The organism is Elioraea sp. (assembly GCF_022842375.1).
Lineage (GTDB): Bacteria > Pseudomonadota > Alphaproteobacteria > Acetobacterales > Acetobacteraceae > Elioraea_A.
In genome coordinates this window covers 50656-73490 of record NZ_JALHPR010000006.1, presented here as the reverse complement: position 1 = coordinate 73490, position 22835 = coordinate 50656, and the positions used below count along the sequence as shown (strand labels likewise).

Sequence of the window (22835 nt, the reverse complement as noted above, 5' to 3'; positions counted from 1 at the left end):
GGTCGTGCAAGCGCGGGAGCCTCAGCTCACGGCCGGCTTCAGCTCGACGCCCTTCTCGGCCATCATTCCCTCGAGCTCGCCCGACTGGAACATCTCGGTCACGATGTCGCAGCCGCCGACGAACTCGCCCTTCACGTAGAGCTGGGGGATCGTCGGCCAGTTGGTGAACTGCTTGATCCCGTCACGGATGCCGGGGTCCTCCAGCACGTTCACGCCTTTGAACTTCACGCCCATGTGCATGAGGATCTGCACCACGCGGGCGGAAAAGCCGCATTGGGGGAACATCGGCGTGCCCTTCATGTAGAGCACCACCGGGTTCTCGGTGACGTCGGCCTTGATCCTGTCGAACGCGGGATTGGACATCGGTCGGCCCTTCGCTTGGACGCTTCGGTTGATCAGTCTTGCGGCGCGCTGGTCTGCAGCGCAAGGGCGTGGAGAACACCGCCCATCCTGCCCTGCAGCGCGGCGTACACCATCTGGTGCTGCTGCACGCGCGACTTTCCCTTGAACGCGGCCGAGACGACGGTGGCTGCATAGTGGTCGCCGTCGCCGCGCAGGTCCTCGATCGTCACCTGCGCGTCGGGCAGGGTTGCCCTGATCAGGGCCTCGATCTCGCCGGCCGACATTGCCATGGTCCCGATCGCTCCCGTTACGCGCTCATCAAGGTGGGCAGCCAGGCGGCATTCGCCGCGCGCAGCCTCTCGACGGATATGGAGAACGCACCCGCCAAGGTCAATTCCTGCCCGCCCGTCCGCCCGATCTGCCGTGCCGGAACCCCGGCCACCGCCGCCCGGGCGAGGAAGGCTGCACCATCGGCAACCGCGAGCACGTAGCGGGCCTGGTCCTCGCCGAACCAGAAGCCGTGCGGGGCAACGCCCGCGGGCGCCGGCAGCAGCACCGCCCCCGTGCCGCCCGCCATCGCCATCTCGGCCACCGCGACCAGCAGCCCGCCATCCGACACGTCATGGCAGGCCGAGACGCTGCCGGCCAGGATGGCAGTGCGCACCAGGTCGCCATTCCGGCGCTCGGCGCCGAGGTCGACTGGCGGGGGCGCGCCGTCCTCCCGCCCCGCGATCTCGCGGAGCCAGAGCGACTGGCCGAGATGCCCGGCCGTGTCGCCGACCAGGATGAGGTCGAGGCCCGGTGCGAGCGCGAGGCCGATGGCCTGGGCGGCATCCTCCAGCACGCCCACGCCGCCGATCGCAGGCGTCGGCAGGATCGCGCGCCCATCCGTCTCGTTGTAGAGGCTCACGTTGCCGCTCACGACCGGGAAGTCGAGCGCGCGGCAGGCCGCCGCCATGCCGCGCACGCAGCCGGCGAACTGGCCCATGATGCGGGGCCGTTCCGGATTGCCGAAGTTCATGTTGTCGGTGATGGCCAGCGGCCGCGCACCCACCGCCGTGAGGTTGCGCCACGCCTCCGCCACCGCCTGCGCTCCGCCCTGCTCAGGGTCGGCCAGGCAGTAGCGGGGGGTGCAGTCGGTCGTGATGGCGAGTGCTCGCTTCAGGCCTTCGAGCTTCACCACGGCGGCATCAGCCCCGCCGGGGCGCTTCACCGTCTGCCCGCCGACGGTGCTGTCGTACTGGTCCCAGATCCACGCGCGCGAGGCGAGGTCGGGCGAGGCGACCAGCGCTTCGAGCGCGGCGCCGAGGCCGACCGGGTCGGGGATCGACGCGGCGTCGAGCAGGGCTTGCTTCGGCGTCTCCTCCGTCGGGCGGCGGTAGAGGGGGGCCTGGTCGGACAGCGGGGCCAGCGGGATGATCGCCTCGGTCCGCCCCTGGTGGCGCACCTCGATCATGCCCGTGTCGGTCAGGTGGCCGACGACGGCGAAGTCGAGCTCCCACTTCTCGAAGATCGCGCGCGCCAGGTCCTCCGCACCGGGGCGGAGGATGAGCAGCATCCGCTCCTGGCTTTCCGACAGCATCATCTCGTAGGCCGTCATCCCCGTCTCGCGCTGGGGAACGGTGTCGAGCTCCAGCACGATGCCCACACCACCCTTGCCCGCCATCTCGACGGAGGAGGAGGTGAGGCCGGCAGCCCCCATGTCCTGGATCGCGACGATCGCGTCGGTGGCCATCAGCTCGAGGCAGGCCTCGATCAGCAGCTTTTCGGTGAACGGGTCGCCGACCTGCACGGTGGGGCGCTTCTCGTCGCCCTCATCCGCCGCGAACTCGGCCGACGCCATGGTCGCACCATGGATGCCGTCACGCCCCGTTTTCGACCCGACATAGACCACCTGGTTGCCGACGCCCGCGGCAGCCGAGAGGAAGATGCGATCGGCCGGCGCTATGCCCACGGTCATCGCGTTGACCAGCGGGTTGCCGTCATAGGCCGGGTGGAAGTTCACCTCGCCGCCGACGGTCGGAACGCCGACGCAGTTGCCGTAGCCGCCGATGCCGCGCACCACGCCATCGAGGATGCGCCGCGTGCGTGGGTTCGCCGGGTTGCCGAAGCGGAGCGCGTTGAGATTGGCGACGGGCCGCGCGCCCATCGTGAACACGTCACGCAGGATGCCGCCGACGCCTGTGGCGGCCCCCTGGTACGGCTCGATGAAGGAGGGGTGGTTGTGGCTTTCCATCTTGAAGATGGCAGCCAGCCCATCGCCGATCGCAATCACGCCCGCGTTTTCGCCTGGCCCGTGGATCACCCACGGCGCGGTGGTCGGCAGTTCCTTCAGCCAGACGCGGGAGGATTTGTAGGAGCAGTGCTCCGACCACATCACGGAGAAGATGCCCAGTTCGGTGAGGCTGGGTTCGCGCCCGAGGATGGCGAGAACGCGCTCGAACTCGTCCGGCTTCAGCCCGAACTCGGCCGCGAGCTTGGCGGCGCGGTCACGTGCGAGGGTTTCATGTGGCGTCGGGGCTGTGGTCACGCTGGCGCTCTCCGTCTCTGCCGGCGTGAGGGGCCACGGCGCGGGCGCGGCGTCAAGCGGGGAGGGTCAGTCGATGCGCGCCAGGACCTCGATGGTCTGGCGGAAGGGCATCACGCCGTTGATCCCGGGGCCGGAGACTGTGCCTTCGACCATGCTCAGTTGCACCCGGCGCAGGATCGCTGCCGTCGTCGGATCGACGGCGAGCCAATGGTTCTCGCGCGCCTCGCCGCGGCGAACGGTCCCGTCCGGGTCGGTCAAGGTGAGCGGCGTTTCGCCCCTGCATTCGAACACGAGCACAGGACGGGAGGACGCCGCTGAAGCCCCAGCGACCGTGCACGTCAGTGACATGGAAGCAGGGTCGGGCGTCGTCTCCGAATCGATCAACGGCCAAGCGCGCGTCACCGACTGACTCTGCGCGAAGCGACCAGCGGGTGACCACACGAGCGGTTGTGCGCTGCTCCGGGCTTCCGCCGCCAGCGCCACGCGGCTCGACCCTGGCCGCGCATCGATGCCGGGCCCGGCGAGCGCGGCATTTCGGACGCCTTCGGTCGCCGAGGGTTCGAAGGTGAGCGAGAAGCTGCGCGGCGCCCCCCTTTCGCCGAATAGTAACGAGACCTGCTGCTGCCCACTTGGAAGCCGAGCGGTACTCACCTCCGCGCACTGCCGGGCCGGCGGCGGCCGATACCCCCGGCTGGGGGTGACGCGGGTCCGTGTCTGCAGGGCGCAGGTGCGCGTGAAGCCGCCCCAGGACCCGGCGGAGATCGTGACCGGTTGCGCAATCGGCACGACAGGCTGATCCAGGGCGAGCCGCTCCGGGCCGTTTGCGGGAAGGTGGAGCGGGGGAAGCGTCGTCGGCGCGCAGGCGGCGAGCAGTGCGAGGCTTGCCGCGGCGCAGCGGATGATCGGATACAGCATGAACAATACGCCCTTCGATCGACTTGAGTACGCATGACTCTAACCCCCCCCCCCCCCCCCGCACAATGCCAATGACATGCGACGGCCAGTCAAGCAGCGGCTCGTGACGGGAGGAGCATGGTGGTAAGCCAGCACCCGATGGCCGCGAACCGCCCCGTCGATGTTCACCCCGCGCGCCGCGCAGCGCTCGATGCCGGAACCGTCGCGTCGGCAACACTCGCCGAGGCGCTGGTGGTGGATTTCGCGGCTCTGCTCGGAACGTTGCCGGGCATCGAGGCGCGCGGGGTGGCGGCGATGCGTGCGGCCGCAGACGAGGGCGTCGTTGCGCGCATGAAGCGCGGCGGGGCGATCCTGGCGGATGCCGGGCTCGCGCCAATCGATCACCCCTCCGACACCGTGCGCGGCTGGGCGGCCTTCGCGGCCATGGCCGACGCCTCGCTCACGCTCGACCGGTGCCTCGCGGCCATCCGCCCCTTCGCCGACGATGCGCATTTCGGCGTGCGCGAATGGGCGTGGATGGCGATCCGCCCCGCACTCGCCGCGGAGCTTCCCGCCGCGCTCGCACGTCTCATGCCGTTCGCCGAAAGCCCGCGCGAGAACCTCCGCCGCTTCGCCTCGGAGGCGACGCGGCCGCGGGGCGTGTGGTGCGCGCACATCCCAGGCCTGCGGCGCGATCCGTCGCCCGCGCTCCCGCTGCTCGATGCGCTGCGGGCAGACCCGGCGCGGTATGTGCAACTCTCCGTCGGCAACTGGATCAACGATGCGGGGAAGGACAACGCCGCGTGGGTCAACGCGCTTGCCGGGCGCTGGGGCCGGACCGATCCGAACACCGCGCGCATCCTTGCGCGAGGGCTGCGCAACCTGCGCTGATGGCGCGCGGTGTCACGCCCGCGTCATGATGCAGATCAAGGCATCGCGGGCAGGCCGGGGCGATGCTTGATCGAACATCCGAGGGAAGGGCAACGCGTTGGCGAAGAAGCACAAGAAGGACAAGCCCGGGAACGGCAAGGCGCAGGCGCAAGGTGCGGTCGAAGCGGGCAGTGCCGTCGTCGCGGCCGATGCCGGCAATGCATCACCGTCGAAGGCCGACGGCAAGCTCTCGCGGAAGACCTACGAGCGCGCGTTGGCCGAGCTGCATGTCGAGCTCGTGAAGTTGCAGCAATGGGTGCAGCACACCGGCGCCAAGGTGTGCGTGATCTTCGAAGGCCGCGACGGGGCCGGCAAGGGCGGCACCATCAAGGCGATCACCGAGCGGGTGAGCCCGCGCGTGTTCCGCGTCGTCGCGCTGCCGGCGCCGACGGAGCGCGAGAAATCGCAGATGTATGTGCAGCGCTACATCCCACATCTACCGGCGGCCGGCGAGGTCGTGATCTTTGACCGCTCCTGGTACAACCGCGCCGGCGTCGAACGCGTAATGGGGTTCGCGGCCGACGCGCAGGTCGAGAAGTTCCTGACCATGGCGCCTGGCGTCGAGAAGGCCATGGTCGAGAGTGGCATCATCCTGATCAAGTACTGGCTCGAGGTCAGCATGGAGGAGCAGACGCGCAGGCTCGAGGCGCGCATCCATGACGGGCGCAAGACCTGGAAGCTCACGCCGATGGACCTGAAGAGCTACAGCCGCTGGTACGAGTATTCGCGCGCCCGCGACGCGATGTTCAAGGCGACCGACAGCTCCTGGGCTCCCTGGTACGTTGCGCATTCCGACGACAAGAAGCGCGCGCGGCTGAACATCATCCGCCATCTCCTGCGTCACATCCCCTACGAGGGGCCGAAGCGGGAGAAGGTCGCCCTGCCGAAACGGCAGAAGCCGGGCGACTACGTGGAGCCGGATTATCCGTGGAAGGTGATTGCGGACACGGTGGGTGAGCGGGAGCCCAAAATAAATGAGGCCCGCCCGGAAGCTTCCCCGGGCGGGCCTGGATGACCGTATCGGCAGCGCGAGCGTCTACGCGCGGACGCCGCCGCGGCATCCGATCAGAGAGGCTTGCGGCGCCGTGCCGCGAAGCCGAGGCCGAGCAGGCCGGCACCGAGCAGCGCCATCGTCGCAGGCTCCGGCACCGCGGTGATCTCCACCGTCAGCACCGACGGCGAGCCGTTCTGGCGGCCGTAGTAGAGAACGGTGTCGCTGCCGCTCGCGAGCGTCACGACCTCGGTGATCGCCGTCGTCGGGCCGGCCGTGGTCGTGCCGATGCGGGTCGCACCCTGGAAGACGCTGACGCCGTCATCGTGCTTGATCGTCAGGATCGTGCCGGCGGCGAGGTTGCCAAGCTCGATCTTGTAGAGCGAGCCGTACTGGTAGCCCGACGCGCTGCCGCTCGAGGCGAGGAACTGCGCGAGCGAGTTGAAGTTCGCGTTGGCCGGGCCGGGCAGCGAGCCGGCGCCGACATAATTGGAGATGCCGGCCGCGTTGGCGCCGAAGAAGGTCGAGTTCAGGTCGCCGGCGCTGCTGTTGTTCTGCGGCGGGCCGAGGTTGAAGCTGAGCGGCCCGGTGTAGTCGAAGGTCGCGGTGATCGCGCCGGCGCTGTTGAAGCCAGGCGCGGTGTTCGTCGCCTGGAACTGCACGCCAGCCTGGTTCGCGGTCTGCACCGTGAACTTGTAGGCGGCTTCGGCGCTGCCCGCCGCGCCGATCGCGATGGCCGCCGTCGCGGCCAGAAGAATGCGTCTCATCCTGTCGTCCCATCCCCTGTGAGCAACGGCAAATCCGCTGCCCGGAACGTTGCAGCAGGGATCGTGCCGAGGTGCCGGAAATATGCCGGATCAGGCCCTTGGGGTCGCGTGTGGATGTGCTGCTGCATACACCTGTCAAGCCTTACGACAGGTGGGGAACGCCCTCACGCCGCGGCGGCGAGGCTCTCGAACAGGGGCAGCCCATCGGTCCCGCCCATCAGGGGGTCGACCAGGTCCTCCGGATGCGGCATCAGGCCGAGGATGCGACGGTTCCCGGAGAAGATGCCGGCGATGTTGCGCGCGGCCCCGTTCAGCGCCGCCTCGCGCGCCGCCTCACCACGCGCGTTGACGTAGCGGAACGCCACCAGCCCCTCGCCCTCGAGCCTGTCGAGAACGCCCTCGTCGGCGACGTAGTTCCCGTCACCATGCGCCATCGGGGCGCGGATCACCTGGCCCCGCTGATAGTGCGCGGTGAACGCCGTGTCGGTGCGCTCGACGCGCATCAGGCAGTCCATCGAGAGGAAGCGCAGCGTCGCGTTCCGCAGCAGCGCGCCTGGCAGCAGCCCTGCCTCGCACAGGATCTGGAACCCGTTGCAGACACCGAGCGTCAGCCCGCCGCGGCCGGCATGGGCAGCGACCGCGCGCATGATCGGGCTGTGCGCGGCCATGGCACCGGTGCGCAGATAGTCGCCATGGCTGAACCCGCCGGGCAGCACCACGAGGTCGAGCCCCGCGGGAAGCTCGGCGTCGCGGTGCCAGAGCATCGCGGGCTTGGCCCCCGTCGCGCGTTCGAGCGCGATGGCCATGTCACGCTCCCGGTTCGTTCCGGGAAAGACGACGATCCCTGCCTTCATCATATCCTCACAACGACCCCAGCCTCAGCCAGTGCATGGCCGCGAGCGTCACCAGCGTGATGCCGACGGCAATCGCCGCCGCGTCGAACCAGAGCCTGATGGCGGCCCGCTTCTTCGCCACGTAGCCCGTGGGAGAGGGCGCCGATTGCCGCCGCTTCAGCGCCCAGGCGATCAGCACCGTCAGAACCAGGAAGACGACGAGGGAGGCCTTGACCATCGGCGAGGCTCAGACGAGCTCGACGCGGAAGCTCTCGATCACGCTGTTGGCGAGCAGCTTCCGCGCCATTTCCTCGGCAGCCGCCTTCGCCTTCGCCGGGTCGGTCTCGGCCAGCGTCACCTCGATGACCTTGCCCGCGCGCACGTCCTCCACCCCGCCGAAGCCGAGCGAGCCGAGGGCGTGGGCGATCGCGCGGCCCTCTGGATCGAGAACGCCCGACTTCGGCATGACAGTAACCCTTGCCTTCATGACAGGCCCTCAAGCGCCGGGCGCGGCCTCCGGCCGCTTGGCTCGCCGCAGGGGCGGCGGGCGCCGTTCGGCACCTTGGCCGGCTGCGCCGGCCGGACAGGCGTCATCATGATCCCAACCGTCACTGCATCGTCTCCGGGCCCTTCATGTCGCGGGTGCCGGCCTCGGGGAGGATGCCCAGGCGTCGCGCGACCTCCTGGTAGGCCTCCTCGACCTTGCCCAGGTCGCGGCGGAAGCGGTCCTTGTCGAGCTTCTCGTTCGTCTTGGTGTCCCACAGTCGGCACGAATCGGGGGAGATCTCGTCGGCGAGCACGATGCGCATCTCCTCGTTCTCCCAGAGCCGGCCGAACTCCAGCTTGAAGTCGACCAGCCGGATACCGACGCCGAGGAAAAGCCCGGTGAGGAAGTCGTTCACGCGCAGCGCCAGCGCCATGATGTCGTCAAGGTCCTGCACCGAGGCCCAGCCGAAGGCGGTGATGTGCTCCTCCGCCACCATCGGGTCACCGAGCTGGTCGTTCTTGTAGTAGTACTCGATGATCGAGCGCGGCAGAGCGGTGCCCTCGGGAATGCCGAGGCGGGTGGACATGGAGCCGGCCGCGACGTTGCGGATCACCACCTCGAGCGGGATGATCTCGACCTCGCGGATGAGCTGTTCGCGCATGTTCAGGCGGCGAACGAAGTGCGTCGGCACCCCGATCTCGGCCAGCCGCATCATGATGAACTCGCTGATGCGGTTGTTCAGCACGCCCTTGCCCGTGATCACGCCCTTCTTCTGGGCGTTGAACGCGGTGGCGTCGTCCTTGAAGTACTGCACGAGCGTGCCGGGTTCCGGCCCCTCGAACAGGATCTTGGCCTTGCCTTCGTAGAGCTGCCTGCGGCGCGCCATGTCGGAAACACTCCTTCTCCCGCCGGCGCGGGGACGGTCCCATCGTCGGTCCAAATCTTGGTCGGGGGTATAGCACGCAGGGCGGTCGCTGCCACCGGCGCACGGTGTCGGGGCCGATGTGCGTGGCCGGAAGCTCACCGGCCGCGGCCGGCGCCCTCGACGAGGTCCTGCACCAGCTGGTTGCCCACCTGGGCGAGCACCACCGCGGTGCCGATGACCAGGACCTCGTAGCCCGGCCGGAGGATGAGCTGCGACAGCAGGGTCTGCGGCGCGGCGCGGCGCGCGATGCCGGGCGGGAGCGGCTTGCCGCGTGCCAGGTTCCGCGCGATGCCGGGCGGCAGCGGCTGGAGCGAGCCCGCATTGGCCGCGAGCCAGGCGGTGATGCGCGCCTGTTCGGTCGTGCTGAAGGTCGTGGGAACCTGCGCCCCGCCGCGACCCTGGTTCGGCGCTTGGCCCTGACCTTGGCCCTGGCTTGGACCCTGGTTCTGGTTCTGCCGCTGGCCTTGTCCTTGCCCCTGGCCCTGCGCCTGGGCGCGCCAGGACAGGGTGGCGAGAAAGGCCGCAAGCACGGCACGGCGGGCTGGAGCGCGCATGCGGCTAGGGTTGCGCCGAAACCCCCGCACGCGCAAGCGCGACGGGCGCGAGCCGCGCTCGCCCCGCCGGGCCCGGCGCGAACAGCCACAGCGGCGCCCCGTCGCCCGCCGGCAGGAAGACGAGGCTCGCCGAGACGGTTCCGTAGCCGCGGTCCGGCAGCACGGCGAGGACGCCGCGCGGCCCCGCGCCAGGCTCGGCGTCGGTGGCGGAGAGCAGCGCTGCCCAGGCATCTGCGGTCGCTGGCGAGGGGTGGGGGGCGGCCCGGAACCGGGGCAGGTGCAGGCGCGCCCGCGCCGTCTCGCCCTCGTCATGCCCGACAGCGGTGATCATCGCCACCCCCTCCGGCAGGGCGGTGGCGGCGATCGGGCCGGGGCCGTCGCCCACAAGCAGCCAGGCTGAGGCTGCATCGGCGACCACGAGGTTGAAGGGGCGCCAGGCGCTGCCGTCCTGCCCATCGAGGGCCGCTGCGGCCGCCCCGGCCGTGGCATGCCCGAGGGCGGCGAGCGGCAGCTCGCCGCGCGAGCGGAAGCCTGCGGCCGGTCCCAGAGAGCCCGGGCGGTTCAGCACCGCGGCGACCATGCCGCCGGCCATCGCCATCCAGGTGCCGCCAGCGAGCCTGTCACGCCCGCCGACGCTGCCGGGATGGGTGGGCCAATGCGCCGCCGGCGGGTCCCACGGGCGGTCGAGCATCTCGTCGCGATTCGCGGCGATCACCGTGGGCCAGGGAGCGCCGGGGACGCGGGAGATCACCAATGTGCACATCGGGTCCGGTTCTGCTACACCGCGCGCATGACGCAAAGCCCATCATGCGGGGGAAAAGTCCGATGAGCACCGATGCGTTCGCTGATCGCGAAAAGGGTTTCGAGGCGAAGTACAAGCTCGACCAGGAGCAGGAGTTCCGCGCCCAGGCGCGCCGCAACCGGCTGTTCGGCCTGTGGGCGGCGTCGAAGCTCGGCAAGGCGGGACCTGATGCGGAAGCCTATGCCAAGACCGTCGTCGCCGCCGACTTCACCAAGCCTGGCCATGACGATGTTCTCGAGAAGGTCGCGGCCGACCTTGCCGCCGCCGGGCAGACAGCGACCATGAGCGACCTCAAGGTGGAATACGACGCCGCCCTGATGGCCGCGCGCAAGCAGGTCGCGTCGGAGAGCTCGTCCTCCTGAGGCGGCTCAGCCGCCGTCGACGTCGCCGGGCTGAGGCTCGGCGTCGCCGAACACGCGGGCAAGCGTGGCATCGACGTGGCGGAGATGCAGCATCGGGTCCATCGCCCGGTCGATCGCCGCGGCGTCGAGATGCGCCGTCACCGCGGGGTCGGCGAGCAGGGTCTCGCGGAAGCTCCGCCCCTCCGGCGTGCCGAGGCGCGTCCACGCAGCCATCGCGTTGCGCTGCACGGCCGCATAGGCCGCCTCGCGCGTCATGCCGGCCTGGGTGAGCGCCAGCAGCACTTCGCCCGAGTGCACGACGCCGCCGAGCGCTTCGACATTCGCTGCCATCCGCTCAGGGTAGATCAACAGCTTCTCGATCATGCCGCCGAGGCGTTGCAGCGCGAAGTCGAGCGCGATCGTGGCGTCCGGGCCGATCACCCGCTCGACCGATGAATGCGAGATGTCGCGCTCGTGCCAGAGCGTGACGTTCTCGAGTGCCGGCACCACCATGCCGCGCACCAGCCGTGCGAGGCCCGTGAGGTTCTCCGACAGCACCGGGTTGCGCTTGTGCGGCATCGCCGACGAGCCCTTCTGGCCCGGGTGGAAGAACTCCTCCGCCTCCCGCACCTCCGACCGCTGCAGGTGCCGCACCTCGGTGGCCAGCCGCTCGACCGCCGCGGCAATGACGGCCAACACCGCGAACACCATCGCGTGACGATCACGCGGGATCACCTGCGTCGAGACCGGCTCGACGGCCAGGCCGAGTCGGGCCGCGACGAAGGCCTCGATCGAGGGATCGACATGCGCGAAGGTGCCGATGGCACCGGAGATGGCGCAGGTGGCGATCTCGCGCCGCGCCTGGGCGAGGCGCCGGCGGCCGCGCGCGAACTCGGCCCAGTGCCCTGCGAGCTTGAGGCCGAAGCTGGTCGGCTCCGCGTGGATGCCGTGGCTTCGCCCGATCGTGACGGTGTGGCGATGTTCGAGCGCGCGCGCCTTCAGCGCATCGCAGACCCGCGCGAGCCCCTGGTCGATCAGGTCGAGCGCCTCGGTGAACTGGACGGCGAGGGTGGTGTCGAGCACGTCGGAGCTGGTCAGCCCCTGGTGCATGAACCGCGCCTCCGGCCCGATGCCTTCGCCGAGCCAGGTGAGGAATGCAATCACGTCATGGCGGACCTCCGCCTCGATCGCATCAATCCGGGCAATGTCGGCCTCCGAGATCGCGGCGATCACGGGTGCGCCCTTCTCGCGGATGATGCGCGCGGCTTCGGCCGGAATCTGGCCCATCTGGCCCTGGCGTTCGGCCACGAGAGCCTCGATCTCGAACCAGATCCGGTAGCGGTTGGCCGGTGACCAGATCGCGGCCATGGCGGGGCGTGAGTAGCGTGGGATCATCGGCGTCCTCGTCGTTTCGGCGCCTCTGTGCGCCGCCCGGCGCGGGTTGACAAGCGCGGGCCGCTCGCACGGTATGGCGGCCGGTCTTGGTGACGGGCGCACGCATGGAACTTGCCTTCTCAACGTCACAGCTCTGGGCGCTCGCGCAGGTCATCCTGATCGACGTCGCTCTCGCCGGGGACAATGCCGTGGTCGTCGGCATGGCAGCTGCCGGCCTGCCGCCGGAACAGCGTCGCCGGGCGATCATCCTCGGCATCGCCGCCGCCGCGATCCTGCGCATCTTCTTCGCGCTGATCACGGTGCTGATCCTCGACATCGCCGAGCTCGTGTTCGCCGGCGGGCTGCTGCTCGTCTGGGTCTGCTACAAGATGTTCGGTGAGTTGCGCGGGGCGCATGTCGCGACGAGCGAGCATGCTGCCGAGGGGTTCGAGGCCAAGCCGAAAACCTTTGCGCAGGCGATGTGGCAGATCACCATCGCCGACGTCTCGATGAGCCTCGACAACGTTCTCGCCGTCGCTGCGGCCTCGCGCGACCACCCCTACATCATGGCCTTCGGCCTCGCGCTCAGCGTGATCCTGATGGGCGTTGCTGCGAGCTGGATCGCCAAGGTGCTCGACCGGTACCGCTGGATCGGCTGGATCGGCCTCGCACTCATCGTCTACGTGTCGCTCAAGATGCTCTGGGAAGGCTGGCCGGGTGTGGCGCGCCACATCGCCCTGTCGCCGGATCCGACGATCCCGATCGGCATCTTCGCTGCCGTGATCGCGATCTACGTTGTCTACGATTTCGCGCTGAAGCGGCGGACGATCCCCCAGGGCAGCGCGGAGTAGCAGCATCGGCCGTCGGGCGTCGGCCATCGGCAGCGCCCGCGGGGTTCCCGGTCCCCGCTGCCAGCCGCCGCCGAAAGCCTCACTTCGTCATCATCATCGTTCGTGGATCGTATCCTAGCGCGCGGATGACCGCCTCCGCGGCGCTGTCGCGCATCGTCCCCTGGGTGGTGGCGAACAGGTTGTCGATGACCTGCTTCATCGTCTGCGCCGACGTGAAGTTTTTCCCGTGAGTCTTGTGACCTTTGTCGGGGATCCCCATCAGCTTGGAGAGGTCCTTCCGAAGTTCCGGCTGGTCCTTGATGCTGTAGCTCGTCAGCAGCTCCTTGTTGAGCGTGTAGCCCGGATGCTTGGCGACCTTGGCGGGATCCGGCGGGACGGGGTCGGGCTCGTACCTGAGATCGACGAAATGCGTCGGGCAGTGCGGGTCCTTGCCCTGGAAAAAGGGGTTCAGCGCTGCCTTGTGGACCGGCCTGACGGACGGCGCGCCAACCCAAACGTCGCAGCCCTCGATCGGGCAGGTCCACTTCGCCATCGGCGTTTTTTCCCAAGATGTTCAACCGGGAGACTACAGCACGCGAAGGCGTGGGCGCTACAGCAACCCTTCCTGGCGGAAGCTCACCCAGCGGCCGTTGCCGACGATGACGTGGTCATGCAGCGCAAGCCCCAGCGCCTTGGCCGCCGCCACGAGCTCGCGCGTCATGTCGATGTCGGCGCGGCTCGGCGTCGGGTCGCCGGAGGGGTGGTTGTGCACGAGGATCAGCGCCGCGGCCTGGAGCTCCAGCGCACGGCGCACGATCTCGCGCGGATAGAGCGGCGTGTGGTTGATCGTGCCGCGGCCATGCACCTCGTCGGCGACGAGGCGGTTGCGGTTGTCGAGATAGAGGGCGCGCACCTGCTCCACCGGCTCGCGGGCCAGCGCGGCGTGAAGGTAGTTCATCAGCGCATCCCAGGAGGAGAGCACGGGCGCGTCGCGAAGCTCCGCCTTCAGCAGCCGCAGCGACGCGGCATGCACCACCTTCAGCGCCGCCGCCGCTCCCTCGCCCATGCCCTCGACGGCCATCAGCTCCGCCTTCGGGGCTGCGATGGCCGACGCGAAGCTGCCGAACTTCGCGATCAACGCCTTGGCGATCGGCTTGGTGTCGACGCGCGGCACGGCGAACAGCACCATTTCGAGCAGCTCATAGTCGGCCAGCGCCTCGGGGCCGGCGGCGAACAGACGCTCGCGCATGCGCTTGCGATGATCGAGATGGCCCGGTTCCGGGGCGGGAGCGTCGGGGGCGCTGAACAGGTCGCTGCCCTCGGCGAGGCCCTTGGCGGACCCTTTCCGCGACCTCACGCGCCGTAGGGCGGCTTGTGCAGCGCGGCGGGCGAGAGGGTGAAGATCTCGCAGCCCCCGGCCGTCACGCCGACGCAATGCTCGAACTGCGCCGAAAGGCCGCGGTCGCGCGTGACCGCCGTCCAGCCATCGTCGAGGATCTTCACCTCGGGGCGGCCGGCATTGACCATCGGCTCGACCGTGAAGAACATGCCCTCGCGCAGCGCCAGGCCCTCGCCCGGGCGGCCGAAATGCAGCACGTTCGGCGCCTCGTGGAAGCTGCGGCCGAGGCCGTGGCCGCAGAAATCGCGCACCACCGAGAAGCGCTGCCGCTCCACGTAGCTCTGGATCGCCCAGCCGACGTCACCCAGCGTCGCCCCCGGGCGGATGGCGCGGATGCCGCGCAGCATCGCCTCGTAGGTCACGTCCATCAGCAGCTGTGCGCGCCGGTTCGGCGGGCCTGCGGTGAACATGCGCGAGGTGTCGCCGTGCCAGCCGTCGAGGATGACGGTGACGTCGATGTTGATGATGTCGCCTTCCTCCAGCCGCCGGTCGCCCGGGATGCCGTGGCAGACGACGTGGTTGACGGAGGTGCAGATCGACTTCGGAAAGCCCCTGTAGCCGAGCGGGGCGGGAACCGCGCCGTGGGCGAGGATGTAGTCATGGCAGAGGCGGTCGAGCTCCGCCGTCGTCACGCCGGGGCGGACATGGGGAACGAGCATGTCGAGCGTGGCCGCGGCGAGTTGCCCCGCCCGGCGCATGCCGGCGAAGTCATCGGGGCCGTGGAGCACGATGCGCCTTGCATCGGCCGTCGCACCGCCTGGGTCGCGCTCGAGCTGGTTCATGTCATTGTTGCCTATCGGGCATGGCCTAACGCAGCGGGCGCGGCGGTGCAAGCGGCGCCTCGCCCGCGCCCACTTCCGGCACGCCAAGGGCTGTCGCCAGCCGGGTGGAGGCAGAGCCAGGCGCGAGCGGCTTCGGCTGGCTCTCATGCGGGGCCCAGCCGGTCAACGTCGCGATCACGAAGGGGATGGCCAGGTGCCCGTCCCGCATCCGTCCGCCGAGGTCGGCCGCCACGGCCGAGAGAACCGCGCGCGGCAGTGGCCTGCGGCTGCGCTCGGCCACCGCATTGGTCTCGCCCAGGGCACGGAGGTCGGCGAACAGGCCGAACGGGCTTGCGTACTCGACCGTCAGCGTCTCGGCGTCGGCCACCGGCAGGGCGAAGCCGGCGCGCTGGAGCAGGCCCGCACAGTCGCGCAGGTCAGCGAAGGGCGAGACGCGCGGGCTGGCCCCGCCGGCATGGGTGGCCTCGGCCGCGAGGAAGGCCTCCCGCACCGGGGCGAGGGTGCCCCAGGCCCAGAGTGTCGCGACGAACAACCCATCGGGTGCGAGCGCGCGGCGGATCTGCACCAGCGCGCCAGGCAGGTCGTTCACCCAGTGCAGCGAGAGGTTCGAGACGATGAGGTCGAAGCTGCCGGGGGCGAAGGGCAGCGCCTCCTCGTCGGCCGCGACCACGGGGAGGCCGCGGGCGCCGGCCCTGGCGGCCATGGCGGGCGAGAGGTCGGCGGCGACCACCGTGCCGATGCCGCGGTCGCTTAAGCCCTGCGCGAGAAGCCCGTGGCGTGAGCCGAGGTCGAGCGCGCGGGAAAACCGCCGCGTCGTGTCATCGAGCCGGTCAAGCAGGCGTGATGCGGCCTCGGCCAGGATCGGCTCCGCGCCATCGACGAGCGAAGCGGCCCTGTCGCGCCGTTTCCTGTGGGCCAGCCTGTCGAACACCGCCAAGGGGTTGTCCATGCGCGCTCATGTGGGCCGGTTGCCCCGCCGCGCCAAGCCGGCGCAGGATGCGTCCGCGACGGACCAGCCCTGCTTGCCGTCAGCCACGGGAGAAACCGCCATGAACGAGACGACCATCCTCGCATCCCGCGCGGCCGCGGTCGCTGCCACGGTCGACCGCATCCGCGGCATCGAGCACCGCATGGGCGTGACGCGCGCATCGCTCGACGCGATCATGGACGAACTGAAGACGCTCGCCGCCAACGAGCCGCTGTTCCCCTCGGCCGAGTTCCCGCCGCCGCCCTCGGGCGAGAAGGGCAACCGCCGCTACCTGCTGCACGAGGACCCAGGCGGGCGCTTCGCGCTCTACCTCAACGCGCTCAACCCCGGCAACGAGACCAAGCCGCATGACCATACGACCTGGGCCGTTGTCGTCGCCGTCGATGGCGAGGAGTTGAACAAGGTGTATGCGCCCAGGACGGGCGGCGGCATGGAGATCGTGCGCGAGGTCGTCGTCAAACCCGGCACGGGCATCGCGCTGATGCCGGAGGACATCCACTCCATCCACACGCAAGGGACGGTGCCGACGCGGCATCTGCACATGTACGGGCTCGCGCTCGAGAAGCTCGACAAGCGGATGGCCTATGACGCCGCGACGGGGGAGGCGGTTCCCTACAACGCCAACTTCATGAAGCCGACCGAGAACCGCCCCGCGTCATGAAACGTGTGTCTCCCGCGGCGCTGAAGGCAGCGATCAGCGACCGCGCCGAGCTTGCCATCCTCGATGCGCGCGAGGAGGGCGAGTTCGGCACGGCGCATCTGTTCTGGGCCTCGCCGCTGCCGCTCTCGCGCCTGCCGCTGATTGCGCGCGCGCTGGTGCCGAACCCCGCCGCCCGCGTGGTGGTCACTGATGACGGACGTGGCCTCGCCGAGCGCGCGGCGCGCGAACTCGCGGCGTTGGGCTACTCCGACGTCGCGGTGCTCGATGGCGGCACGCCGGCCTGGGACGCCGCGGGCTACGTGCTGTTCTCGGGCGTGAACGTTCCCTCCAAGGCGTTCGGCGAGTGGGTCGAGCATCATTACGGCACCGAGAGCATCGACGCCGCCGACCTGAAGGCGCTTGCCGACCGGGGCGAGCGCATGGTGATCCTCGACAGCCGCCCCCTCGACGAGTTCCGGCGGATGAGCATTCCCGGCGGCATCAACGTGCCTGGCGGCGAGCTCGCCTACCGCATTGGCTCGCTGGTACCCGACCCCGACACGCTCGTGGTGGTGAACTGCGCCGGCCGCACGCGCTCGATCCTCGGTGCGGAGAGCCTTCGTTCCGCCGGCATTCCGAACCGCGTGCTCGCGCTGCGCAACGGCACGATGGGCTGGGAGCTCGCGGGGTTCGCTTGCGCGCGCGGCGAGACGGCCCGCTACCCCGAGGGCACTCCGCCCGACCTCGACACCGCACTCGCCCGCGCCGAGGCGCTGCGGGTGAAGCACAAGGTTGGGCTGGTCGATCGCGAGACGGTCGATGCGTGGGCGGCGGACGGCACCCGCACCCTCTACCTCCTCGACGTGCGCGATCCGGCCGAGTTCGCCGAGAGCCATATCCCCGGCAGCCGCAGCGCCCCCGGCGGGCAGCTCGTGCAGGCGACGGACGGGTGGATCGCGGTGCGCAACGCCCGGATCGTGCTGGTCGACGACACCGGCGTGCGCGCGCGCATGGCGGCACAGTGGCTCGCGCAGATGGGCCATCGCGACATCCACGTTCTCGAGGGCGGGCTTGTGGCCCCCCTCGTCACCGGCCCGTGGGTGCCCGATGTGGCTCTGCCGGAGGTCGAGGCGCTGCCGCTGCGCGCGGTGCATGCGGCGCTTGCCGCCGGGCAGGGCAGGGTGGTGGACCTCGCGCGCTCCATCGCGTTCCGTGACGGGCATATCCCCGGCTCGCTCTGGGGCGTGCGCACCCGGCTCGATGCGCTGGCCGCGCGGCTGCCCGAGACGGGGCTCGTCGCCGTCACCTCGCCTGACGACAATCGCACCGCTTCACTGGCGGTCGAGGAGCTGGCCGATCTCACGGCCGCGCGCGTCGGTGTGCTCGAGGGAGGCGTGGCGGTCTGGGCCGCTGCCGGGCTGCCGCTTGCGGCGGACCGGACGAACCCGCCCGACGAGGCCTGCATCGACGCCTATCTGAGGCCGTATGACCGGAATTCGGGTGTGGAGGCGGCGATGGTCGCGTATCTCTCGTGGGAGATCGACCTCGTGAAGGAAATCGCCCGCGATGGCGATGCCCCATTCGGCTGAACCACGTCCTCGGTTGCTGAGGCTTGCGCACGGCGTGCTGCGGCGGGCGGCCGATGCGCTGCTGCCGCCTGCCTGCTTCGCCTGCCAGGCACCGGTCGAGACGCAGGGGCTGCTCTGTGCCGCCTGCTTCCCGCGCTTCCGCTTCATCGGCGCGCCGCACTGCCATTGCTGCGGGCTTCCCTTCGCCAATGCCGCCGCCGTGGGCGAGGGGGGCCTGTGCGAGGCCTGCCTCGATGCGCCGCCCGCCTTCGACCGTGCCCGCGCCGCCTGGCTCTATGACGAGGCCTCGAAGCCCGTCCTGCTTGCCTTCAAGTACGGCGACCGCACCGACCTTGCCCCCGCCCTGGCCCGTGCGATGGCCACGGCCGGTGCCGGGCTGCTGGTGGAGGCCGACGTGATCGTCCCCGTGCCGCTTGCCCACGCCCGCCTCGTCTCGCGCCGCTACAACCAGGCGGGGCTCCTGGCCGCCGGTCTTGGGCGCATCGCCGACCGCCCCGTGGCTCAGACGCTGCTGAGGCGGACGCGCAACACCGCCCCGCTGGCGGAGCTCTCCGCCCGCCGCCGCGCGGCCGTGCTGGCCGGTGCGTTCGCCGTCACCCCGCGTCTTGTGCCGCGGATCGCCGGCCGGCGCGTGCTGCTGGTCGATGACGTGCTGACGAGCGGGGCGACGGCGAATGCCTGCGCCTCAGCACTTCTTGCCGCCGGCGCCGGCGGGGTGGATGTGCTGGCCGCCGCCCGCACGCCGCCGCGTGCCGACGAGGACGCCCCCCTTGACGGGACGGGCGCGCCGCGCGACCTCCTCGCCCATGGCTGAGACGAACCCGACCCCGATCGACATCTACACCACCGCCTGGTGCCCCTACTGCTCGGCGGCCAAGGGGCTGCTGACCAGGAAGGGCGTGTCGTTCCGCGAGATCGACGCGCCGGCGGGCTCGTCCGCGCGGGCCGAGGCGATCGCGCGCTCGGGCGGGCGCACCACGGTGCCGCAGATCATCGCCGGCGAGGCTGCGCTCGGCGGCTACGACGACATCGCCGCACTCGACCGCGCCGGCAAGCTGGACGCGCTGCTCGGGCTCTGAGCCGTCTCGCCGTTAGCCCCGCGTTGGCAGTCCCTTGCGCAGAGTTCGGGTACTGCCATCATCCTGGCATGCGCGGCACCGAGCCAATCCGCCCGTGCAGCCGAGAGAGGGACGATGATCCACTACGCACTCCGCTGCGACGCCGGCCATGAATTCGATGGCTGGTTCAAGGACAGCGCCACGTTCGAGAAGATGGCCAAGCGCGGCCTTGTCGAGTGCACCCACTGCGCCACGACGAAGGTCGAGCGTGCGCTGATGGCGCCAGCGATCGGCGCCGGGGCGAAGCGCAAGGCCATGGCTGATCCGGTCCCCGCGCCCGTTCCCGCCGAGACCGCCCCGGTACCCGCGCCAGCCAAGGCAGCGTCTGGCCCGATCCCTGCGGCGATGGTCGCGATGCTCCAGCGCATGCGCGCCGAGGTCGAGAAGAACTGCGACTATGTCGGCCCGCGTTTCGCCGACGAGGCGCGCAAGATCCACGAGGGCGACGCGGAGGCCAGGGCCATCTACGGCGAGGCGACGCCGGACGAGGCCGCCGCGCTGAAGGAAGACGGCATCGGCTTCGAGAGCATTCCCTGGGTCAAGCCCGCGGAGGGATGAACCCCCCGCGGGTTCGACCGAAGCCCCTGCGGGTCAGCCTCCCGCCTTCTGCTTCGCTGCCGCCAGCAGCCCCGCGATCGACCGCGCCATCTGGCTGCGGGTGATCGGCTTCGGCAGGAAGGCGATCTCGTCCATCAGCGTCAGCGCCGCGTTCATCTCGCCGCCGACGAAGCCCGAGATCATCAGGATCGGCAGCCCCTTGTGCCGCTGCCTGGCCCAGAGGGCCAGTTCCTGGCCGTTCATGTCGCCTGGCATCACGACATCCGTCACCATGATGTCGAACCCGCCGGTGAAGAGATGGTCGCGGGCCGAGCGCGCATCGCCGCATTCCACCACCTGGGCGCCGAGGTCGCGCAGCGTCGCTGCCATGACCCCGCGCACGGTCGCGTCGTCATCGACGAGCAGGATGCGCGCCTCGAGATGTTCCGGCGCCTCCTCCGGCATCGGTGCTGGCTCGCCGTCCCGCTCGGCCGAGATCGGCAGGAACACCGAGACGCGCGTGCCGCGGCCCATGCGACTCTCGATCCGCGCCGTGCCGCCTGACTGGTTGGCGAAGCCATAGACCATCGAGAGGCCGAGCCCGGTGCCGCGGCCAGGCTCCTTGGTGGTGAAGAACGGCTCGAAGGCGCGTGCCATCACCTCCGGCCCCATGCCGCGGCCATTGTCCTCGACATCGATCACCGCGTACTCGCCCGAGCCGAGGCCCTCGGTCGCCTCGGCGGCGGGGATCACGCGGGCGCGGGTGCGCACCACGATTCGCCCCTGGCGCTGCATCCCATCCCGCGCGTTCGAGACGAGGTTGATCAGGCAGGCGTCGAGATGCGTCGGGTCGACGCGCACCGGCAGCGAGGCCGGGGAGAGGTCGAGCACCAGCTCGTTCTGCTCGCCCGCGGCGCGGGTCAGCAGGGTGCGGCACCGCTCCACCTGGCGGCCGACGTCGCAGGCGACGGGGAACAGCATCTGCTTCCTGGCGAAGGAGAGAAGCTGGCCGGTGAGGTTCGAGCCGCGCTCGATCGTGCGCAGCATCAGCTCGGTGGTTTCCTGGGCACGGCGGTCCTCGCGGAAGCGGAGCGAGAGCGCCTCGGTGCAGCCGAGCAGGACCGAGAGCAGGTTGTTGAAGTCATGCGCGACACCGCCGGTGAGCATGCCCACGCTCTCAAGCTTCTGGGCGTGGTGCAGCTGGTCCTCGGCCTTGCGGCGCGCGGCATCTGCCTCGCCAAGGCTCTCGACCAGCGCCGCATGGGCGAGCGCGCTCTTGCGCAGCGACCGCGCGAGCCACCACACCGCACCCGAGGCGAGCAGCAATACGCCGAGGATGATGGCGGCGAGCTTGTCGTTCGCACCGGCCATCTCGCGCCGGTCGGCGGAGACGACGACGGCGACCGGCCAGCGGGCGAGGCGCTGCACCATCACGAAACGGTCATACCCGGCGCTGCCCTGCTGCACCACGGCCGGTGCTGCGGCATCGGCTGGGTTGTTGAGCGCCTGGGCGAGCCAGGATGGATCGGCGGCGAGGCGGAGATGGTCGCGCATGTCCTGCCGGCGGGTCAGCAGCCAGCCGTCGAAATCGACCCAGTTCACGATGAAGTCCCGGAACGGCCGGATGTCGGCATAGAAGCGTGCCATGTAGTCGGCCGGGGTGCTGACGAGCACCGCGCCGCTGACCCCATGCGCATCGGTGATGCCGACGACGACGGAGAATTGCAACGTGCCGGTGACCGGCGAGACATAGGGGCGGGTGAGCTCCGCGCCGCTGCCGTCCTTGAGCGCGCGAGCCAGTGCCTCCATCCCTTCGAGCCGCACGGTCTCAGCCGGCGTGCCGGCCGAGTGGGCGATGATCCGCCCGGTGCTGTCGGTCACGATCACTGAACCCACGGCCGAATGCCGCCGGGAGATGGCGGCGAGCTTGTTGGCGAAGGCGGGCTCCGCGGCACGTGCGGCGAGGTCTGCGTCGCCGCGGTCAGCGGCAAGCGTCTGGGCCAGCAGCCGCGCGATCTCGCCGTTCAGTTCGAGCACGCTCTCGGCGTGGCGGGCAGCGACCTCGAGCACGGTCGAGAGCCGCGTCTTGGCTTCCGCGAGCGCCGCCTCGCGCAGATAGGCGATGGCAGCACCGCCAAGCAGCAGTGGCACGAGGGTGGTGACGAGCAGGAGCGCGATGGTGCGTTGGCCGAGCCGATGGGCCGAGGACGAGACATCGTCGATATCGACATAGCCTCCCATGGCGGATGTTCCCTTTTTGTTCCAGTTTGCGGGCAAACGGGCCATGCTGTCCTGGTCCTTGGCGTGTCGACGTTGCGGGGGCCGCCGATCGACCGGCGACGCGACCCGGCGCCACGGGAGTGGCGGTTCAGAGACAGGATACCTAATTAAGGGAGATATTCCTACAACAAAATCGCCTGCAGGCCAGCCGCCGTCATCCCATGCGCATCACAGTCGCGTCGCGGCGGCGATGTAGTTGATCGAGAGGTCGCTGCTCTCCGTCCAGGCGCCGGTGACGAGGTTCATCCGCATCCCTGCCGTCGCCACGGGCCGGAGCCCCGCGGCGCGCAGCTCCCGCCCCAGTTCCGCCGGCGTGATGAACCGCCGCCAGTCATGCGTGCCGCGCGGCAAGAGGCGCGCGACGTACTCCGCCCCGATCTTGGCGACGGCGAGCGAGGCGAGGGTGCGGTTGAGCGTCGAGAGCACGACGAGCCCGCCAGGTCGCGTCACGGCGGCCAAGGCGGCGAGGAATGCCCCGGTATCGGCCACGTGCTCGATCACCTCGAGCGCCGTGACGACGTCGAACGCCGCCCCTTCGGCTGCCAGTTCCTCCGGTGCCGCGACGCGGTAGTCGATCGCAAGTCCCCCGGCGGCGGTATGGGCGCGGGCAGCGTCGACGGCCTCGGCGGCCGCGTCGATCGCCGTCACGCCGGCACCGGCGCGGGCGAAGGCCTCCGCCGCGAGTCCCGCGCCGCAGCCGACATCGAGGACCCGCGCACCCTCCCAGGCGATGCCGAGTTCGCCCGCGCGCGCCTTCACCCAGGCGGTGCGCAGCGGGTTCATGCGGTGCAAGGGCCGCATCGGCCCGTTGGGGTCCCACCACCGATCGGCCAGCGCGCCGAAGCGGGCGATCTCCGCGGCTTCGACCGTCCCTGTTCGCTCCGTCATGTGTCGCGCCCCCA

General features: G+C 70.3%; 27 protein-coding genes. 9 read left to right on the top strand and 18 right to left on the bottom strand.

Annotated features, from left to right (window positions below; translation table 11 throughout):
* Positions 1-21 precede the first annotated feature (21 nt).
* The 4 genes from grxD to Q0C38_RS07485 all read right to left on the bottom strand — a co-directional run bounded on the left by grxD (position 22) and on the right by Q0C38_RS07485 (position 3787).
* Complete coding sequence (gene grxD, locus Q0C38_RS07500) at positions 22-363, bottom strand: Grx4 family monothiol glutaredoxin (RefSeq protein ID WP_291296452.1); 342 nt, start codon at positions 361-363, stop codon at positions 22-24.
* A gap of 32 nt (positions 364-395) precedes the next feature.
* Entirely contained in the window at positions 396-632 is a 237-nt protein-coding gene (locus tag Q0C38_RS07495; RefSeq protein ID WP_291296451.1) for a BolA family protein, read from the bottom strand.
* A 17-nt stretch (positions 633-649) separates the two neighbouring features.
* Entirely contained in the window at positions 650-2872 is a 2223-nt protein-coding gene (purL, locus tag Q0C38_RS07490; protein WP_291296450.1) for a phosphoribosylformylglycinamidine synthase subunit PurL, read from the bottom strand.
* A 66-nt stretch (positions 2873-2938) separates the two neighbouring features.
* Positions 2939-3787, bottom strand: coding sequence for a hypothetical protein (locus Q0C38_RS07485; protein ID WP_291296449.1), 849 nt, complete (start codon positions 3785-3787; stop codon positions 2939-2941).
* Positions 3788-3925: 138 nt separating this feature from the next.
* On the opposite strand from Q0C38_RS07485, the gene Q0C38_RS07480 reads away from it, so the two are divergent.
* Together Q0C38_RS07480 and ppk2 are read left to right on the top strand one after the other, a co-directional pair.
* Complete coding sequence (locus tag Q0C38_RS07480) at positions 3926-4657, top strand: DNA alkylation repair protein (RefSeq protein WP_291296448.1); 732 nt, start codon at positions 3926-3928, stop codon at positions 4655-4657.
* 97 nt (positions 4658-4754) lie between these two features.
* Complete coding sequence (gene ppk2 / locus Q0C38_RS07475) at positions 4755-5711, top strand: polyphosphate kinase 2 (RefSeq protein ID WP_291296447.1); 957 nt, start codon at positions 4755-4757, stop codon at positions 5709-5711.
* 50 nt (positions 5712-5761) lie between these two features.
* Here the strand turns inward: ppk2 and Q0C38_RS07470 are convergent, their stop codons facing one another.
* The 7 genes from Q0C38_RS07470 to Q0C38_RS07440 form a co-directional block, all read right to left on the bottom strand.
* Entirely contained in the window at positions 5762-6454 is a 693-nt protein-coding gene (locus tag Q0C38_RS07470; protein WP_291296446.1) for a PEP-CTERM sorting domain-containing protein, read from the bottom strand.
* 164 nt (positions 6455-6618) lie between these two features.
* Positions 6619-7308: a phosphoribosylformylglycinamidine synthase subunit PurQ gene (purQ, locus tag Q0C38_RS07465; protein ID WP_291296445.1), complete on the bottom strand. Its 690-nt coding sequence runs from the start codon at positions 7306-7308 to the stop codon at positions 6619-6621.
* A gap of 7 nt (positions 7309-7315) precedes the next feature.
* A complete protein-coding gene (locus Q0C38_RS07460) occupies positions 7316-7525 on the bottom strand; it encodes a hypothetical protein (RefSeq protein ID WP_291296444.1) in 210 nt (69 codons plus the stop codon).
* 9 nt (positions 7526-7534) lie between these two features.
* Positions 7535-7774, bottom strand: coding sequence for a phosphoribosylformylglycinamidine synthase subunit PurS (gene purS, locus Q0C38_RS07455; protein ID WP_291296443.1), 240 nt, complete (start codon positions 7772-7774; stop codon positions 7535-7537).
* Positions 7775-7895: 121 nt separating this feature from the next.
* On the bottom strand, positions 7896-8660 hold the full coding sequence (gene purC, locus Q0C38_RS07450) for a phosphoribosylaminoimidazolesuccinocarboxamide synthase (RefSeq protein ID WP_291296442.1): 765 nt from the start codon (positions 8658-8660) through the stop codon (positions 7896-7898).
* A 134-nt stretch (positions 8661-8794) separates the two neighbouring features.
* Positions 8795-9253 carry an anti-virulence regulator CigR family protein gene (locus Q0C38_RS07445; protein WP_291296441.1) on the bottom strand — a complete coding sequence of 153 codons (459 nt, stop codon included), beginning with the start codon at positions 9251-9253 and terminating at the stop codon, positions 8795-8797.
* 4 nt (positions 9254-9257) lie between these two features.
* Positions 9258-10016: an NRDE family protein gene (locus Q0C38_RS07440; RefSeq protein WP_291296440.1), complete on the bottom strand. Its 759-nt coding sequence runs from the start codon at positions 10014-10016 to the stop codon at positions 9258-9260.
* A 62-nt stretch (positions 10017-10078) separates the two neighbouring features.
* On the opposite strand from Q0C38_RS07440, the gene Q0C38_RS07435 reads away from it, so the two are divergent.
* Positions 10079-10417, top strand: coding sequence for a DUF1476 domain-containing protein (locus Q0C38_RS07435; RefSeq protein WP_291296439.1), 339 nt, complete (start codon positions 10079-10081; stop codon positions 10415-10417).
* A 6-nt stretch (positions 10418-10423) separates the two neighbouring features.
* Here Q0C38_RS07435 and purB read toward each other — a convergent pair whose 3' ends face one another.
* Positions 10424-11791, bottom strand: a complete 1368-nt coding sequence (gene purB, locus Q0C38_RS07430; protein WP_291296438.1) for an adenylosuccinate lyase — start codon at positions 11789-11791, stop codon at positions 10424-10426.
* Between the two features lie 104 nt (positions 11792-11895).
* Here purB and Q0C38_RS07425 point away from each other — a divergent pair, with 104 nt between their 5' ends.
* A complete protein-coding gene (locus tag Q0C38_RS07425; RefSeq protein ID WP_291296437.1) occupies positions 11896-12621 on the top strand; it encodes a TerC family protein in 726 nt (241 codons plus the stop codon).
* Between the two features lie 79 nt (positions 12622-12700).
* Here Q0C38_RS07425 and Q0C38_RS07420 read toward each other — a convergent pair whose 3' ends face one another.
* Genes Q0C38_RS07420 through Q0C38_RS07405 form a run of 4 tightly spaced genes read right to left on the bottom strand, consistent with a single transcriptional unit; the run spans position 12701 to position 15730 of the window.
* The gene (locus Q0C38_RS07420; RefSeq protein ID WP_291296436.1) at positions 12701-13153 is read right to left on the bottom strand and encodes a hypothetical protein; all 453 of its coding nucleotides are present in this window, start codon (positions 13151-13153) and stop codon (positions 12701-12703) included.
* 57 nt (positions 13154-13210) lie between these two features.
* Positions 13211-13957: a DNA repair protein RadC gene (gene radC, locus Q0C38_RS07415; RefSeq protein WP_408870015.1), complete on the bottom strand. Its 747-nt coding sequence runs from the start codon at positions 13955-13957 to the stop codon at positions 13211-13213.
* Entirely contained in the window at positions 13954-14781 is an 828-nt protein-coding gene (gene map / locus Q0C38_RS07410; protein WP_291296435.1) for a type I methionyl aminopeptidase, read from the bottom strand. The genes radC and map overlap by 4 nt, the downstream gene beginning before the upstream one ends.
* Positions 14782-14806: 25 nt before the next feature.
* Positions 14807-15730: a methyltransferase domain-containing protein gene (locus tag Q0C38_RS07405; RefSeq protein ID WP_291296434.1), complete on the bottom strand. Its 924-nt coding sequence runs from the start codon at positions 15728-15730 to the stop codon at positions 14807-14809.
* A 100-nt stretch (positions 15731-15830) separates the two neighbouring features.
* Between Q0C38_RS07405 and Q0C38_RS07400 the strand changes: the two genes are divergently transcribed.
* The 5 genes from Q0C38_RS07400 (at position 15831) to Q0C38_RS07380 (ending at position 19674) form a co-directional block, all read left to right on the top strand.
* On the top strand, positions 15831-16430 hold the full coding sequence (locus Q0C38_RS07400; protein WP_291296433.1) for a cysteine dioxygenase family protein: 600 nt from the start codon (positions 15831-15833) through the stop codon (positions 16428-16430).
* Entirely contained in the window at positions 16427-17998 is a 1572-nt protein-coding gene (locus Q0C38_RS07395) for a rhodanese-like domain-containing protein (protein WP_291296432.1), read from the top strand. Before Q0C38_RS07400 ends, Q0C38_RS07395 begins: the two co-directional genes overlap by 4 nt.
* Positions 17976-18812, top strand: a complete 837-nt coding sequence (locus tag Q0C38_RS07390; protein ID WP_291296431.1) for a ComF family protein — start codon at positions 17976-17978, stop codon at positions 18810-18812. The genes Q0C38_RS07395 and Q0C38_RS07390 overlap by 23 nt, the downstream gene beginning before the upstream one ends.
* Positions 18805-19077 carry a glutaredoxin 3 gene (grxC, locus tag Q0C38_RS07385; RefSeq protein ID WP_291296430.1) on the top strand — a complete coding sequence of 91 codons (273 nt, stop codon included), beginning with the start codon at positions 18805-18807 and terminating at the stop codon, positions 19075-19077. Before Q0C38_RS07390 ends, grxC begins: the two co-directional genes overlap by 8 nt.
* A 114-nt stretch (positions 19078-19191) precedes the next feature.
* Positions 19192-19674, top strand: coding sequence for a DUF1178 family protein (locus tag Q0C38_RS07380; RefSeq protein ID WP_291296429.1), 483 nt, complete (start codon positions 19192-19194; stop codon positions 19672-19674).
* Positions 19675-19707: 33 nt separating this feature from the next.
* Here Q0C38_RS07380 and Q0C38_RS07375 read toward each other — a convergent pair whose 3' ends face one another.
* Positions 19708-21894 carry an ATP-binding protein gene (locus tag Q0C38_RS07375; protein WP_291296428.1) on the bottom strand — a complete coding sequence of 729 codons (2187 nt, stop codon included), beginning with the start codon at positions 21892-21894 and terminating at the stop codon, positions 19708-19710.
* Between the two features lie 207 nt (positions 21895-22101).
* The gene (ubiG, locus tag Q0C38_RS07370) at positions 22102-22821 is read right to left on the bottom strand and encodes a bifunctional 2-polyprenyl-6-hydroxyphenol methylase/3-demethylubiquinol 3-O-methyltransferase UbiG (protein WP_291296427.1); all 720 of its coding nucleotides are present in this window, start codon (positions 22819-22821) and stop codon (positions 22102-22104) included.
* Positions 22822-22835: the final 14 nt, after the last annotated feature.

Bases quoted from the DNA above. Each gene is read 5' to 3' on its own strand.
- Q0C38_RS07495 (WP_291296451.1), bottom strand. From the start codon at position 632: ATGGCAATGTCGGCCGGCGAGATCGAGGCCCTGATCAGGGCAACCCTG.
- purQ (WP_291296445.1), bottom strand. From the start codon at position 7,308: ATGAAGGCAGGGATCGTCGTCTTTCCCGGAACGAACCGGGAGCGTGAC.
- grxC (WP_291296430.1), top strand. From the start codon at position 18,805: ATGGCTGAGACGAACCCGACCCCGATCGACATCTACACCACCGCCTGG.
- map (WP_291296435.1), bottom strand. From the start codon at position 14,781: ATGAACCAGCTCGAGCGCGACCCAGGCGGTGCGACGGCCGATGCAAGG.
- Q0C38_RS07375 (WP_291296428.1), bottom strand. From the start codon at position 21,894: ATGGGAGGCTATGTCGATATCGACGATGTCTCGTCCTCGGCCCATCGG.
- Q0C38_RS07480 (WP_291296448.1), top strand. From the start codon at position 3,926: ATGGCCGCGAACCGCCCCGTCGATGTTCACCCCGCGCGCCGCGCAGCG.
- Q0C38_RS07485 (WP_291296449.1), bottom strand. From the start codon at position 3,787: ATGCTGTATCCGATCATCCGCTGCGCCGCGGCAAGCCTCGCACTGCTC.
- Q0C38_RS07425 (WP_291296437.1), top strand. From the start codon at position 11,896: ATGGAACTTGCCTTCTCAACGTCACAGCTCTGGGCGCTCGCGCAGGTC.
- Q0C38_RS07440 (WP_291296440.1), bottom strand. From the start codon at position 10,016: ATGTGCACATTGGTGATCTCCCGCGTCCCCGGCGCTCCCTGGCCCACG.
- Q0C38_RS07395 (WP_291296432.1), top strand. From the start codon at position 16,427: ATGAAACGTGTGTCTCCCGCGGCGCTGAAGGCAGCGATCAGCGACCGC.
- Q0C38_RS07445 (WP_291296441.1), bottom strand. From the start codon at position 9,253: ATGCGCGCTCCAGCCCGCCGTGCCGTGCTTGCGGCCTTTCTCGCCACC.
- Q0C38_RS07400 (WP_291296433.1), top strand. From the start codon at position 15,831: ATGAACGAGACGACCATCCTCGCATCCCGCGCGGCCGCGGTCGCTGCC.
- Q0C38_RS07435 (WP_291296439.1), top strand. From the start codon at position 10,079: ATGAGCACCGATGCGTTCGCTGATCGCGAAAAGGGTTTCGAGGCGAAG.
- Q0C38_RS07460 (WP_291296444.1), bottom strand. From the start codon at position 7,525: ATGGTCAAGGCCTCCCTCGTCGTCTTCCTGGTTCTGACGGTGCTGATC.
- purC (WP_291296442.1), bottom strand. From the start codon at position 8,660: ATGGCGCGCCGCAGGCAGCTCTACGAAGGCAAGGCCAAGATCCTGTTC.
- Q0C38_RS07420 (WP_291296436.1), bottom strand. From the start codon at position 13,153: ATGGCGAAGTGGACCTGCCCGATCGAGGGCTGCGACGTTTGGGTTGGC.
- Q0C38_RS07470 (WP_291296446.1), bottom strand. From the start codon at position 6,454: ATGAGACGCATTCTTCTGGCCGCGACGGCGGCCATCGCGATCGGCGCG.
- grxD (WP_291296452.1), bottom strand. From the start codon at position 363: ATGTCCAATCCCGCGTTCGACAGGATCAAGGCCGACGTCACCGAGAAC.
- Q0C38_RS07390 (WP_291296431.1), top strand. From the start codon at position 17,976: ATGGCGATGCCCCATTCGGCTGAACCACGTCCTCGGTTGCTGAGGCTT.
- purS (WP_291296443.1), bottom strand. From the start codon at position 7,774: ATGAAGGCAAGGGTTACTGTCATGCCGAAGTCGGGCGTTCTCGATCCA.
- ubiG (WP_291296427.1), bottom strand. From the start codon at position 22,821: ATGACGGAGCGAACAGGGACGGTCGAAGCCGCGGAGATCGCCCGCTTC.
- Q0C38_RS07405 (WP_291296434.1), bottom strand. From the start codon at position 15,730: ATGGACAACCCCTTGGCGGTGTTCGACAGGCTGGCCCACAGGAAACGG.
- purB (WP_291296438.1), bottom strand. From the start codon at position 11,791: ATGATCCCACGCTACTCACGCCCCGCCATGGCCGCGATCTGGTCACCG.
- Q0C38_RS07380 (WP_291296429.1), top strand. From the start codon at position 19,192: ATGATCCACTACGCACTCCGCTGCGACGCCGGCCATGAATTCGATGGC.